This is a genomic window from Archangium sp. (assembly GCF_036389735.1).
Lineage (GTDB): Bacteria > Myxococcota > Myxococcia > Myxococcales > Myxococcaceae > Archangium.
The window spans coordinates 1-12,457 of record NZ_DASVWK010000993.1 but is presented as its reverse complement, the minus strand read 5'-3'; the positions used below and the strand labels follow the sequence as shown (position 1 = coordinate 12,457).

Sequence of the window (12,457 nt, the reverse complement as noted above, 5' to 3'; positions counted from 1 at the left end):
CCTCACCCTCGTCAAGGACATCACCGACGTGCCGCGCGGCAACGCCGAGTGGGGCGCGGACGTGTACCGCTCCGCCTGTCAGGACTGTCACGGCGAGGCGCACACCGGGCAGGGCCGCAAGACGGAGCTGGCGCCCATCCTCCCCGAGGTCTCCCACCACTACGGCGAGCTCTTCCCGGGCGTGTCGCCGGGCGTGGTGTTCATCGAGAAGGTGCGCCACGGCCGTTTCTTCGGCGTGGGTGGAAATATGCCGCCCTACAGCCGCGAGGCGTTGTCCGACAAGGACCTGGGAGCGTTGCTCGCGTACCTCGGGCTGTAGGGCCGACGGCGCAATTCCTTTCATGATAAGAAGAAAGGAACCGACGCCTCCAGGGGAATGAATGCCAGGCACGTCATCGGCGCCGCCGTCCCAGGCAACCGCGAAGCAGCTGGACCTGGAGCAGCGCCTGGCCGTGCTCACGCCCACGGACACCACGCGCGGCTTCCTCTTCAACGCCGCGCTGGAGCTGGTGAAGGGTGACGTGGGCGAGGACGCCCTGAAGCGCTGCCACGAGGCCTCCGGCGGCCTCGGCTTCACGGCCTTCTTCTCCTACCCCGTCGGGACGCTGCTCAAGCTCGTCTACGCCGCCGCGCACGAGCTGAGTGGCAGGTACGGGGGCTTCGACGAGGCCCTGAAGCAGCTCGGCGACCGCGGCGCGCCGCGCTTCCTCGAGTCCGCCACGGGCAAGAGGCTGCTCGCGCAGGTGGACACCGAGCCCAGGCGGCTCGTCGACAGCCTGCCCACGGCCTACCGGATGGCCTGGGACCACGGCACCTGCTCGCTCACGTGGACCGGACCCAGGAGTGGCCGGGTCTCCTATGAGAACGCCATGCCCGTGGCCTACTTCGCCGGATCGGTGTCGCGGATGCTCACCGCCGCGCGGCTCACGGGCCCCCGGGTGACGGGGCGTCAGGTGGGCCTCACCGCGTGCGCGGTGGACTTCGCCTGGGAGTGATCACTCCTGGACCGCTCGCCCGCCCGGTTCATCCGTGCTCGCCCGCTATTGTCCGGGCGGCCATTCCCCTCCGTGAGATCGCTCCCTACCTTTGCAGCAGCAGAGGTACGCCAGCCGGGAGACATTGCATGGGTAGGAGTTACAGTTTCGAACCTTTCCGCTCTCAGCAGCCCGCTCAAGTCTTTAAAGGCTCGGGCCCGCGGCTCGGCAACGACGAGAGCAAGACCACTCTGGCCAAGGACGAGGAGCAGGCCACCACGCAGCTGCCGTCCACCCACCATGGACAGCAGGCCCACGCCGAGACGGTGGCGCGCTATCAACAGAAGGCCCAGGCCCGCAAGCGCGCGGCGAAGGCTCCCGCCCAGGCCAGGTCCACCGCGAAGCCCGCGGCCAAGAAGGTCGCCAAGCCCGTGAGCAAGCAGGCCGCGCCCAAGCGCGCGACGGGCACGGCGAAGGCGGAGAAGACCCCCGCTCGCAAGAGCGAGGCCGCCCCCCCCGCCCCGGCCCGCTCCCTCGGGCGCAAGGTGCTCACGCGCGCCGCCGTCGCGGCGAAGAAGGGCGTGGCCTCGGTCGTGAAGACCGCCGCGAAGACCGCCGCGAAGACCGCCAAGAACGTCGCCACGCGCAAGGCGACGACGAAGAAGCGCTGAGGTCCGGCGGCCAGGGCGATAAGCTCGGGCCGCCATGCGCTACTTCGGAGTGGAAGAAGCCAATCGCCTCATTCCGCTGCTCACCCGCACCTTCACGCGGGTGCGGCCGTGGGTGGCGCGCGCGCAAGCACTCGTCCGCGAGCTGGAGTCCCTTCAGGACGTCGGCGCCCGACCCGAGCGCACGGCGCCCCTGCGGGCCGAGCGCGATGAGCTCATCGAGAAGATCCGCGTCGAGCTGGAGCAGTTCCAGGAGCTCGGCGTGGAGCTCAAGGCCGCCGATGGTCTCGTGGACTTCCATGCCCTCAAGGCCGGCCGGCCCGTGTACCTCTGCTGGCGCTTCGGCGAGCCAGAGGTCTCCCACTGGCACGAGCTGGAGGGCGGTTTCGCGGGGCGTCAGCCCATCGTCCACGCGCGGGACTTCTCCCCGTCCTATCTGAGCTGAAGCCTCGGGGCGAATGAGGGCTCGTCCGCCCGCTCGCTCCCACTGTCCTCCTGAAGGGTGCTCCCTACCTTCCTCTCCACATCAGAGGGGGCACACGGATGCGGACTCACAACTTCGATTCTTCCAAGTCGGACAATCAGTACGGTCGCCAGCACGCGCGCACGGCGGAGCTGTACCGGAAGAAGCGCGAGGCGCGAGCGCTCGCGGAGCAGAAGAGCGCCACCACCGCGGCGCCTCAGGAGCAGCTGAGCATCACCGCCGAGCCCCCCCAGGAGCCGATGGGCGGCGAGGCGCCTCCCATGGAGATGATGGAGCAGCCCGCGAATTCCACGCCGGCCGAGGCCCCGCACGAGGGGCTGCGCGACAAGGCCCAGCACGCGGTGGCGAGCGTCATCCACGCGGCGAAGGAGGCCGCCCACAAGGCCCACCCCCTCCAAGGCGCGAAGAAGCTGGCCAGTGAGGTGGTGTCCGGCGCCGTCAAGGTGGCACGCCAGGTCTCCGCCCGCCGGGTCTCATCCGAGAAGGCCAAGGGAGCAGGCAAGAAGCGCTAGCCCCGGGCGCCTGCCCTCGCTCAGCGCGCCGCCCATCACCACCTTCCAAGAGGTCCTTCCGGGAGGAATCGCATGTTGCATCCCTTGAACGTGTTGGTGACCGGTGCCACCGGAATGCAGGGCGGCGCGCTGGCTCGTCTGCTTCTCAAGCGAGGCCATCGCGTCCTCGCCTTCGTCCGCTCCCCGGACTCCCCCGCCGCCAGGGACCTGGAGGAGCGCGGCGCGGAGTTCGTCCAGGGTGACTTCGATGATCCGGACAGCATCGAGCGCGCCCTGCGCGGAGTGGACGCCGTGTTCGCCATGGCCACGCCCTTCGGCGCCGGCCTCGAGGCCGAGGTGCGCCACGGTCGCCACCTCATCGACGCCGCGAAGCTCACCCGCGTGCGCCACTTCCTCTATTCCTCGGTGGCCGGCGCGGACCAGAACACCGGCATCCCCCACTTCGAGACGAAGTCCGTGGTGGAGCAGCACCTGCGCCAGAGCGGCCTGCCCTACACCATCGTCGCGCCCGTCTTCTTCATGGAGAACTTCCTCGGGCCGGGCTTCTCCGGCCGGCTCAACGAGGGCGTGCTGTCCATGGCCCTGGCACCCCACCAGGGGCTCCAGATGATTCCGGTGGCGGACCTCGCCGCCTTCTGCGCCCGGGTCCTGGAGTGGCCCGAGGAGCTGTTCGGCAAGCGCATCGAGGTCGCCTCCGACGAGGTGACGGGCGAGCAGGCCGCCGCGCTCATCTCCTACGTCAGCGGGCACAAGCTGCGCTACGAGGAGGCGCCACTGGAGGCCGTGCGCTCGTTCAGCGAGGACATGGGTCGCATGTTCGAGTGGTTCCAGCAGGTGGGCTACCACGCCAACATCTCCCTGCTGCGGCGCGACTACCCCGAGGTGGGTTGGCACACCTTCGAGGACTGGGCCCGCGTCCAGGACTGGGACGCGCTGCTGGGCACCACCTGGCGTGGCACCGTCGCCGCCGAGCCCTCGCCCACCTAGCCCGCACTCCGGGCGGCCTTCGCGCCGTGGTCCGCGAGCGCTCCGGGAGGCTCCTAGTTTCTACCCAGGAGAATCCCCATGCGCACCCGTGCCTTGTGGCCCCCGCTCGCGGCCCTGTTGCTCGCCGCGGGCTGTGTGACCGAGACGAAGTTGCAACCCTCCCCCCTGGCCCAAACCACCCAGGGCGGCGCCGCCGTGGCCGAGGCCGAGGGCGTGCGCCTGGTGGCGGATGGAGACGCCTGGAAGGGCAGGCCCTTCTACCTCGAGCGCGTCGTCACCCCGGTGGAGGTGCGCATCGAGAACCAGAGCGGCCGCCCGCTGCGCATCGAGTACGAGTACTTCGCCCTGGAGGGCGGCTCCCGCTTCCAGTACGCCGCCCTCTCGCCCTTCGAGCTCCGCGACGAGGGGCTCGGCGTGGGCGGCTCGGGCGATGTCCGGATGCACATGGGCGTGGGCGTGGGCTCTTCTCCCTGGGGCTGGCGCTCCGGGCCCTTCCTGGGCAGCCACGGCTGGGGGCCCTGGAGCCGGGGCTGGCACGACCCCTTCTACGACCCCTGGTACGACCCCTTCTTCGGCGGGCCCTACGCCTCCGGGTATTGGAATCCCCCGGAGCCGCTGCCCACGCGCGACATGCTGCGACGGGCCCTGCCCGAGGGCACCCTGGAGCCGGGCGGCACCCTCACCGGCTTCCTCTACTTCCAGGACGTGAGCGAGCGCGAGGGCAGCGTCACCCTCCAGGCGCGCCTGGTGGACGCACGCACTGGCGAGCAGTTCGCCACCCTCTCCATCCCCTTCGGCGTGGACTCCTAGCTCAGTGCAGCAGCGCGGGGCGATCGGTGAGCGCCATCGGCGGGTGCGGCAGGAGCGAGTCCTCGCCGATGAGCCCCACCTTGCGGCGGATGGCCTCGCCCCTCACGGGCAGGCCGAAGAAGGGGCCGAAGAGGCAGATGTCGAAGGCCCCCGCCAGCAGCGGCACCAAGCCCGCCAGTGCCATCCACTTGCCCTTGGGCGAACCCGAGGCCAGCCCTCCCATCATCATGCCCGCTCCGGCGAGCATGCGCGTCCAACGTCCACTCCGCGAAGCCATGAACCCCACCATCATCACGCACCTCCAGGCCCGATGAAGATGGACATGCGCGCCCCTGACACCAGCGCCCACCCGCCCGCTCGCCGCCTTCGTGTACCGGCCAACCCTCGCGCCACGCCTGGTTGCTCCCCCGGTGCCGCCTCGCGGGGGCATACCTAAGGTTGGGGCAAAAAAGGGAGGAGGAGGCGGCACACATGGTGGATCGTTCGGAGCTACACGCGGGGAGGACGGTGTGGACGAATCGGGGGGAGAAGCTCGGCGAAGTCATTGATGTGACGGAAGAGGAGCTCATCGTCGAGAAGGGCCTCCTCGTCTGGCGCAAGGACTACGCGGTGCCGCTGGATGATGTGCGGGAGATCGTCGCGAACGAGGTGTACCTCAACCACGGGCCGGACAGCCTGCTGCGCGCGCCGCGGGAGATTCCCCGGCCGACCCGCCGCACCACGCACTGAGCGCCCGGCCGCACACGCGCGCCGCGCTCATGTCAGGAAGTCCACGCGCTGCACGGCGTCGTCCGTGCGCGCGCCCTGGTAGATGTGCCAGGCCGCCACCAGGTCCTGGAAGGGCAACCCCACCGCGCCGAAGATGGTGACCTGGCCGGCATCCGCGCGTCCCGCCCGTGTGCCGGCCAGCACCTCGCCCAGCTCCGCGTGGATGGCGTCCTCGCCCAGTCCCACGCCCGCCAGCGCGCCCACGGCGAGGGTCAGCGCCCGGTTGTCGCAGAAGAAGGTGGACTGCCGCACCAGGCCGGAGGAGACCTCGGCCCCGCCCGGCTCGTCCGCGCCCAGCGCGGTGACGTGCGTGCCCCCGCGCACCATCCCCGGAAAGAGGAAGGGCTCGCGCGCCGGGGTGGAGGTGATGATGATGTCCGCGTCCTCCACCGCCTCCTCCACCGACTCGGCCGGCCGCACCGGCAGGTTCAGCGCGTTGTACATGCGCGTGGCGAACTCGATGGAGCGCACCAGCTCCCCGTCGTAGACACGCACGTGGTTGAGGCTGCGCACCAGCCGCAGGCTCTTGAGCTGCATGGAGGCCTGGGGCCCCGCGCCAATGAGGGCCACCCGGGAGGCGTCCTGCCGGGCGAGGACGTCCGCCGCCAGCGCCCCCACCACCCCGGTGCGCACCGCCGACAGGTGCCCCGAGTCGATCACCGCCAGCAGCGCCCCGGTCTCCAGGTCATGAAGTTGGACGACTCCCTGGATGGCTGGTGAGCGACCGGGGAACCTCGCGTGCACCTTCACTGTATAGGCGGGGATGCCCGGCAGGGTGCCTGGGAAGAGCACCAGCGCGGAGCCCTCGGCATGCAGCGGCACCCGGGCGCGTTGGGGCTCCACGGAGCGGGCCTCGGCATCCGCGCGGAAGGCCTCGCGCATCTCCGAGAGCAGGGTGAGGGCCTCCAGGTGGCGGACGACATCGGTACGGGTCAGCAGGAGCGTGCTCATCTTCTCCACAACCTAACCCTTTCCCTCCCTGGGGGTGGGTGCCTTCCGTGCGGCGCGGGGACGAGGGCCTGCCCGCCGGGGAGGGACGGCCAGGGCGAGGATCGCTGGCCCGCCGCGCGGTGGCTCGGGCCGAGGGCCAGGCGCCGCCCGGCCTCCTCTTCCAGGTTCCCTGGTACGACGCCGCGAGCGGCTGACATGAGCACTCTCGGGGCTGGCGGCGGGGGGCAGCCTTCGGGAGCGCGTGCATGCGGGATCAGGATCCACCTCAACCGCTCCGGGGGGTCCACCCGGAGACCGGGGAACGTCACCACCTGGCGGACATCCTCCGACAGCATCGCGAGGACATCCTCTCGGCCTGGGAGCACGCCCTGCACACGCGGCGCCCCGACCATCCGCTGGGAGGCCCCCTGCTGCGCGACCATATCCCCGAGTTCGTGGATCAACTGGCGGACGCGGCGGAGCACCCCCCGCGGGACGTCCCCGCCCAGGTGCCCCGGGCCATCACCGACGAGCATGCCCTGGAGCGGCTGGAGCAGGGCTTCGAGCCGGGCGAGCTCGCGCTGGAGTACGGGCTGCTGCGCCACAGCATCCTCCAGCGCCTGGAGCGGGAGGGGTACACGCCAAGCTTCGCCGAGCTGGAGCTGCTCGACGAGACCATCGACCAGGGCATCATGCGCGCTGTCACCAGCTACGCGCGGGTGCGCGAGCGGATGCTCCGGGCCCTGGAGCAGGTGTCCCGGGCGGCGCTGGACAGCGAGGACGTGGACACCTTCCTGCCCAAGCTGCTCCAGGTGCTGATGGAGGCGGCGGTGGCGGTGGACGCGGCCTCCATCCTGCTGCGCGAGGGGGACAAGCTGCACGTGCGCGCGGCCGTGGGGCTCGGGGCGAAGGAGGGGTTGGCGGATGACTTCACCATCCCCATCGGCGAGGGCATCAGCGGCAGGGTTGCCGCCGAGCGCCGCCCCATCTCCCTGCGCTCCGTGTCCACGGACCCGCGGCTGGCGTACAGCGTCATCCGCGAGCTCGGCATCCGCGCCAGCTACAGCATTCCCCTGCTGCACAGGGACAACCTGGTGGGCGTGGCGCACATGAGCTCGCGCACGGTGTTCGACTTCAGCGAGTCCGACAAGCTGCTCTTCCGCGCCATGATGACGCGCGCCACCAGCTTCATCGTCCAGGCGGAGCTGGCGGCGCGAGAGCGGGCCGCCCGGGCCGAGGCCGAGCGCTCGCTGGCGCAGCTGGACACGCTGCTGGAGGCCTCCCCGGTGGGCGTCGCCTTCCTGGACCGGGAGCTGCGCTACCTGCGCATCAACGAGACCCTGGCGGCGCTCAACGAGCATCCGATGGCCTTCCACCAGGGGAAGACGTTCCGCGAGGTGGTGCCCGGGTGGGTCGCCGACGAATTCGAAGCCGTCTTCCGCCGCGTGCTGGACACGGGCGAGCCGGTGACGGGCCACGAGTTCATCAGCCGCACCCGCGAGGGCACCGGCCCGGAGCGCCACTGGCTGGGCAACTACTATCCGGTGCGCACCGCGAGCGGAGAGGTGATGGGGCTGGGGTGCGTGGTGGTGGACATCACCGCGCAGAAGGAGGTGGAGGCCGAGCTGCGGCGCTCGGGCGAGCTGCGTGAACAGCTCATCGGGGTGGTGGGGCATGACCTGCGCAACCCGCTCAACGCCATCACCGCCTCGGCCTTCCTGATGGAGCGGACGGAGGAGCTGAGCGGAGGAGGGCATCGGGCGGTGGAGCGCATCCGCAACAGCGCGGGGCGGATGGCGCGGATGCTCGGCGACCTGTTGGACTTCGCGCGCAGCAACCACCTCGGCGGCCTGCCCATGCACCGCGAGCGGGTGAACCTGCACGACATCACCCGGAGCGCGCTGGAGGAGCTCCAGGTGGCCTACGTGGACCGGAAGCTGGAGCTGGAGTTGGAGGGGGATGGCTGGGGCTGGTGGGATGCGGACCGGCTGGCGCAGGTGGTGGGCAACCTGGTGAGCAATGCGCTGCACCATGGGAGGCCGGACGCGCCGGTGCGCGTGAAGGTACACGGCATCGGCCCGGAGGTGCTCCTCTCCATCCACAACGAGGGAGCGCCCATCCCACCCGAGCTGCAAGCGCGGCTCTTCCAGCCATTCCGGCGCGGCACCACGGGCAAGGCGGGCACCCGGAGCGTGGGGCTGGGGCTGTACATCGTCCGGCAGGTGGCGCACGCGCACGGGGGCGACGTGACGGTCCACTCCACCGAGGGCGCGGGCACCACCTTCACGGTGCGCCTGCCGCGCGGTAGCCCCGAGGCCCCATAGGTCCCGTCGCTCGGCGCGCCCGGGGCTACGGCGTGTCGCGTGCGACGTCTGGGGTGACGGGGTGGCGTGCCAGGGCCTCGCGGAAGGGGCCTCGGGACTCGGTGGAGACACACACGAGCACCTCGTCCAGCGTGCCGCAGGAGGCCTGGCCCGCCGTGAGCTCCAGGAAGCGCGAGGCCGCCTGGGCGTGCACCACATAGATGGTGTCCGCCGCGAGTCGGCCGGCCTGGATGTCCGCCTCCTCGCGCTGGCACGTGGCCAGGGTGGAGGGCTCGTCGAGTCGGGCGACATACCCGCTGTTGAAGGTCATCCCCCGCTGCCAGGCCTGCCAGGCGTAGGGGAGCACCTCGGCGTTGGAAAAGGAGCTCGCGCAGCCGCGCCCGGCCCCATCCACGCGCAGGGCCGGATGGAGGGCGAGGTGCTGGTACGTCCCCGCCGCCAGGGCCCACGTCTCGTCCCCTCCCGGCGCGGGCTGGACACGCGCGACGAAGCGGGAGCGGCAGCAGTCCTCGGCGGACACCTCGGAGACCTGGAGCACCACGGCGAGCGCGAGGACGGCGGTGGCCCATGCCGGGCGCTGCTTGAGCAGGCGCAGGAGGCCGGCGATGGCGCCGAGGATGAAGAGGTAGTGCAGCGGCCAGATGAAGCGCCCGGACGAGCGGAACACCTTGAGGAGGGGCGCGAGCACCACCTCGGCGAGGCGCTGGAAGCTGAGGACGGTCCACCCGGCGACCTGGATGCGGGAGGACCAGGCGAAGACGGCCAGCAGCAGGCACGCGCCCAGCAGGGGCCAGAGCGCCGGCGTCACCAGCGGCCCGAGCTCCTTGCGCTTCGCCACGAACACGCCCAGCACGGGAAGCCCCACCAGCAGCACACCCAGGCCGAGGTAGCCGAAGCCCTCGTACTGACCGGCGCCCTGGCGGAAGGAGGGCACGAAGCGCGAGAAGCCATCCGGGTTGAGGAAGGTGAGGACGTTGGACGAATAGTGGCCGAAGCCGCCCGCGCTGGTGGTGGCGCGGGAGAAGTAGCCGAAGAGGACGAGCACCCCGAGCGCCGCGCCGATGAGGCCCGCGGCCCAGAGCCAGGGGCGGGCGCCGGTGAGAAAGCCCTGCACGCGCCACACGCGCAAGACGAGCGCGAGGGCGAGGGTGAGCGTCATGACGGCGAGGTACACGTGGACGCCGGCGGCCAGCACGACGAAGAAGGCGGCGAGGCCCAGGGAGCGCCGGGCGGCGCGCGCATCGGGGCACGGCCGCAGGTGGAGCCACAGCGCGGCGAGCACCAACCAGTGGGCGCACAGCGAGAGGTGGCCCAGGCGCATGGCGAGCGCGGGGGAGAGGACGAAGAGCAGGCCCCCGAGGAGCTGGTGCAGCGGGCGCGGGGAGAATCGGGCGACGAGGAGCGCGCCGAAGAGGCCCTGGAGCGCGAAGCAGAGCGCGAGCCACGGGCCATGAATCTGGAAGGCGGCGGGCAGCAGGGGGGAGAGCAGCTTGAAGAAGGCGCTCCACCAGGGCGTGGCATCCGTGTAGGCCAGCGAGGTGCCGAGGGGGTGGAGGTAGCCGCGCGCGTCCCCGAGCGGAAGGCTCCAGGGGCTGGTGCGCGAGTAGAGCCAGCCGAGCAGCGGTTGGGCCCAGTCCTCCTGGAGCATCCACTCCACGGAGCCGGGCAGCAGCGGCGAGACGCCGATGAGGTGCGCGGCCCAGGCGAGGCCCGCCAAGGTGCAGAGGGCGGGCGCCAACCACCGGGAAAGGGGGCTCGGAGTGGACTCGGCGGGGGTGCTCATGGGCCGCGCAAGGTAGACCAGCGAGGGGGCGGAGAGGAACGAACCCTCCCCCCTGTTGGCCTGGCCGCCTGCCTGCTCCCCCTTCAACCGGGGCATGAGGCCCCGGGACGACTCCGCGACTCAGCGCCCGCGACGGCGGGAGCGGACGGGCACGGGGATGGGCTGGAGGTGGCCGCCGGACTGATCGTCCTCGTCGCGCACCCCGGCGCGCGCGAGGTGCTTGGACAGCCGGCCGACGAGCATCAGGCCCGCCATCCGGAAGTCGGAGAAGAGGGACCAGAGCGGGTACTTGAAGGTGGCCGGGCGGTTGCCCTCGAGGGCGAAGTGGCTCACCCAGGCGAAGCCGTAGCCGGACACCACCGCGGCGGGCACCAGCGACGCGTCGCCCTTGAGCGCGGCGGTGAGGGCCAGACCCACGGCCACCGAGGTGCCCACGAAGTGCAACCACCGGGTGATGGGAAGCGAGTGCTCACGCAGATAGTACGGCCAGAACTCGGCGTAGGTCGGGATGCGCTCGGTCATGGGTGAATTGTGCTGCCGAAGCCTCCCCCCTCGTCAACCGTCTGTCACACCTCTTTGGTGCCCTGGCATCATTCGACCTAGGCTTTGGATACTCCGGGAATAAAGACCGTGAACGACTGGACGCCCAAGCCCAACCTGTCCGCTACCCTGCACAAGCTCCCGCTCACCGCCGAGGAGGGCTTCGTGCTGTCGCGGTTGGACGGGAGCACGTCCGTGCGGCACCTGCTCGCCCTCACCGGGCTGCCTCCCGAGCGCCTCCAAGCCATCCTGTCGCGCCTTGTCGCACACGGCGCCGTGCTGCCCTCCACGCCCGCGCCACGCCCGCCTCCCCTCGAGGCCCGGACCGACGCCCCGGGCGAGGAGCCCGCGGCGGAGGAAGAGGCCCCTCCCCTGGAGCCGGAGGAGGAAGCCCCCGAGGACGCCACGGTGGAAGTCGCCGCGGGCAACTGGCGGGCGGTCTTCGAGCGACTACTCCACCCGCTGCCCGAGGACGAGCGCGCCAGCCGGGCCCGGACCGCCGAGGAGCCGGAGCTGTCCGCGTTCTGCTTCGACCCGGTGCCCACGGTCATCAAGTCGGTGCTGGAGAACATGCGGGTGGGCCTGGGACATGCGCGGCTCATCGCGCGCCACCACCACAACCCGGTGGGCTTGGAGGCGCTGTGCGGGCGCGCGGCGTTCACGATGGATGGCGGGGTGCGGCGCTGGCTGGTGCGCAACCCGCAGCTGCCCTCGGGGCTGTTCCGCCGCCTGTGGGCGGGGCGTCGCCTGCTGGAGCAGTACAAGGTGTCGATGGACCGGGACGTGCCCGAGGGCACCCGGCGCACCGCGCGTGAGGTGATGCGCACCCGCTTCAACACCGCGCCCGCCGAAGAGCGCGTGGAGCTCATCCTCACCACCGAGGGCCGGGTGCTGACCTCGTTGATGGGGCTGGCGGTGGATGGAAAGACGGCGGCGCTGCTGTGCGGACGCACCTTCCGCTCGCCCATGCTCATCCAGAACATCGCGCGCTGGAGCGCGGCGCCCCCGGCCCTCATCGCCCACCTGCTCAAGCAGGAAGCGGTCCGGAGGCAGCCGCAGCTGCGCATGCTGCTCCAGCGCCACCCCAACGCGCCCGCGGACGCGCGCCGCGGCGGGTAGCGCCGCTCCAGGATGCCAAGACGAACATCATGGCCAGGCGACTCTTTCCACGATGAGCCCAGAGAACCCCATGGGCTGGCGCACGCTGCTGGCCACCATGCTCGCCCTCGTCATGACGATGCCGCTGGGGTGGCTGCTCTACGTCTCCATGTTCCGGCAGGACACGAACATGCCCGGCTACCAGGGCAAGGCCTCTGTTCCGATGCTCTCGCCCGAGAAGCGCCGGAGTCTGCTCACCTATGAGCGCAACTGCGACACGGACGCTGACTGCGAGGCCCCCCTCCGGTGCTTCTTCAGCACCCGCTCCATGAGCCGCTACTGCTCGGACAGCAGGTGCGTGACGGACATGCAGTGCAAGGAGGGATTCGCCTGCCGCACCCAGACCACCCTCTCGAACGGAGACCCGATCCGCGTCTGCTCGCTGATAGGCGTGAGCAATGAGGGCGAGGTGTGTCTGGCGCACGCGTCTACGCCGGATTACGCCTGTGGGCCGGGCCTGCTCTGCAACAGCCGATGTGGCCGCCCCTGCAAGCCTCTATCTGCGCCACGGTGTATGGA

The 12,457-nt window shown here is 71.0% G+C and carries 15 protein-coding genes and 1 pseudogene; 12 read left to right on the top strand and 4 right to left on the bottom strand.

Going from position 1 to position 12,457, the window contains the following annotated elements:
• From VF794_RS35440 to VF794_RS35410, 7 genes are all read left to right on the top strand, one after another.
• On the top strand, nt 1-319 hold a 319-nt coding region (locus VF794_RS35440), incomplete at its 5' end, for a cytochrome c (RefSeq protein ID WP_331117543.1).
• A 61-nt stretch (nt 320-380) separates the two neighbouring features.
• The gene (locus VF794_RS35435; protein WP_331117542.1) at nt 381-995 is read left to right on the top strand and encodes a TIGR02265 family protein; all 615 of its coding nucleotides are present in this window, start codon (nt 381-383) and stop codon (nt 993-995) included.
• 128 nt (nt 996-1,123) lie between these two features.
• Nucleotides 1,124-1,645, top strand: a complete 522-nt coding sequence (locus VF794_RS35430) for a hypothetical protein (protein ID WP_331117541.1) — start codon at nt 1,124-1,126, stop codon at nt 1,643-1,645.
• Between the two features lie 34 nt (nt 1,646-1,679).
• Nucleotides 1,680-2,087 (top strand): DUF2203 domain-containing protein, encoded by a 408-nt coding sequence (locus VF794_RS35425; RefSeq protein ID WP_331117540.1) that lies wholly within the window; start codon nt 1,680-1,682, stop codon nt 2,085-2,087.
• Nucleotides 2,088-2,185: 98 nt separating this feature from the next.
• Complete coding sequence (locus VF794_RS35420) at nt 2,186-2,638, top strand: hypothetical protein (protein WP_331117539.1); 453 nt, start codon at nt 2,186-2,188, stop codon at nt 2,636-2,638.
• Between the two features lie 72 nt (nt 2,639-2,710).
• Nucleotides 2,711-3,625, top strand: a complete 915-nt coding sequence (locus VF794_RS35415; RefSeq protein ID WP_331117538.1) for an NmrA/HSCARG family protein — start codon at nt 2,711-2,713, stop codon at nt 3,623-3,625.
• A 78-nt stretch (nt 3,626-3,703) separates the two neighbouring features.
• Nucleotides 3,704-4,435, top strand: coding sequence for a hypothetical protein (locus tag VF794_RS35410; protein ID WP_331117537.1), 732 nt, complete (start codon nt 3,704-3,706; stop codon nt 4,433-4,435).
• 1 nt (nt 4,436) lies between these two features.
• On the opposite strand, the gene VF794_RS35405 is transcribed toward VF794_RS35410, so the two are convergent.
• A complete protein-coding gene (locus VF794_RS35405) occupies nt 4,437-4,712 on the bottom strand; it encodes a YgaP-like transmembrane domain (RefSeq protein ID WP_331117536.1) in 276 nt (91 codons plus the stop codon).
• A 194-nt stretch (nt 4,713-4,906) separates the two neighbouring features.
• On the opposite strand from VF794_RS35405, the gene VF794_RS35400 reads away from it, so the two are divergent.
• Nucleotides 4,907-5,164, top strand: coding sequence for a hypothetical protein (locus VF794_RS35400; protein ID WP_331117535.1), 258 nt, complete (start codon nt 4,907-4,909; stop codon nt 5,162-5,164).
• Between the two features lie 27 nt (nt 5,165-5,191).
• Here the strand turns inward: VF794_RS35400 and VF794_RS35395 are convergent, their stop codons facing one another.
• Nucleotides 5,192-6,154 carry an ornithine cyclodeaminase family protein gene (locus tag VF794_RS35395; RefSeq protein WP_331117534.1) on the bottom strand — a complete coding sequence of 321 codons (963 nt, stop codon included), beginning with the start codon at nt 6,152-6,154 and terminating at the stop codon, nt 5,192-5,194.
• A 47-nt stretch (nt 6,155-6,201) separates the two neighbouring features.
• On the opposite strand from VF794_RS35395, the gene VF794_RS35390 reads away from it, so the two are divergent.
• Nucleotides 6,202-6,348 carry a hypothetical protein gene (locus VF794_RS35390; protein WP_331117533.1) on the top strand — a complete coding sequence of 49 codons (147 nt, stop codon included), beginning with the start codon at nt 6,202-6,204 and terminating at the stop codon, nt 6,346-6,348.
• 51 nt (nt 6,349-6,399) lie between these two features.
• Nucleotides 6,400-8,457: an ATP-binding protein gene (locus VF794_RS35385; protein ID WP_331117532.1), complete on the top strand. Its 2,058-nt coding sequence runs from the start codon at nt 6,400-6,402 to the stop codon at nt 8,455-8,457.
• 25 nt (nt 8,458-8,482) lie between these two features.
• Here VF794_RS35385 and VF794_RS35380 read toward each other — a convergent pair whose 3' ends face one another.
• Together VF794_RS35380 and VF794_RS35375 are read right to left on the bottom strand one after the other, a co-directional pair.
• The gene (locus VF794_RS35380) at nt 8,483-10,240 is read right to left on the bottom strand and encodes a DUF6311 domain-containing protein (protein ID WP_331117531.1); all 1,758 of its coding nucleotides are present in this window, start codon (nt 10,238-10,240) and stop codon (nt 8,483-8,485) included.
• Nucleotides 10,241-10,360: 120 nt separating this feature from the next.
• Nucleotides 10,361-10,762, bottom strand: coding sequence for a DUF962 domain-containing protein (locus tag VF794_RS35375; RefSeq protein ID WP_331117530.1), 402 nt, complete (start codon nt 10,760-10,762; stop codon nt 10,361-10,363).
• A gap of 108 nt (nt 10,763-10,870) precedes the next feature.
• Here VF794_RS35375 and VF794_RS35370 point away from each other — a divergent pair, with 108 nt between their 5' ends.
• Nucleotides 10,871-11,899, top strand: a complete 1,029-nt coding sequence (locus VF794_RS35370) for a hypothetical protein (RefSeq protein WP_331117529.1) — start codon at nt 10,871-10,873, stop codon at nt 11,897-11,899.
• Nucleotides 11,900-11,951: 52 nt separating this feature from the next.
• Nucleotides 11,952-12,457, top strand: a pseudogene (locus VF794_RS35365) (hypothetical protein); the annotation flags it as partial.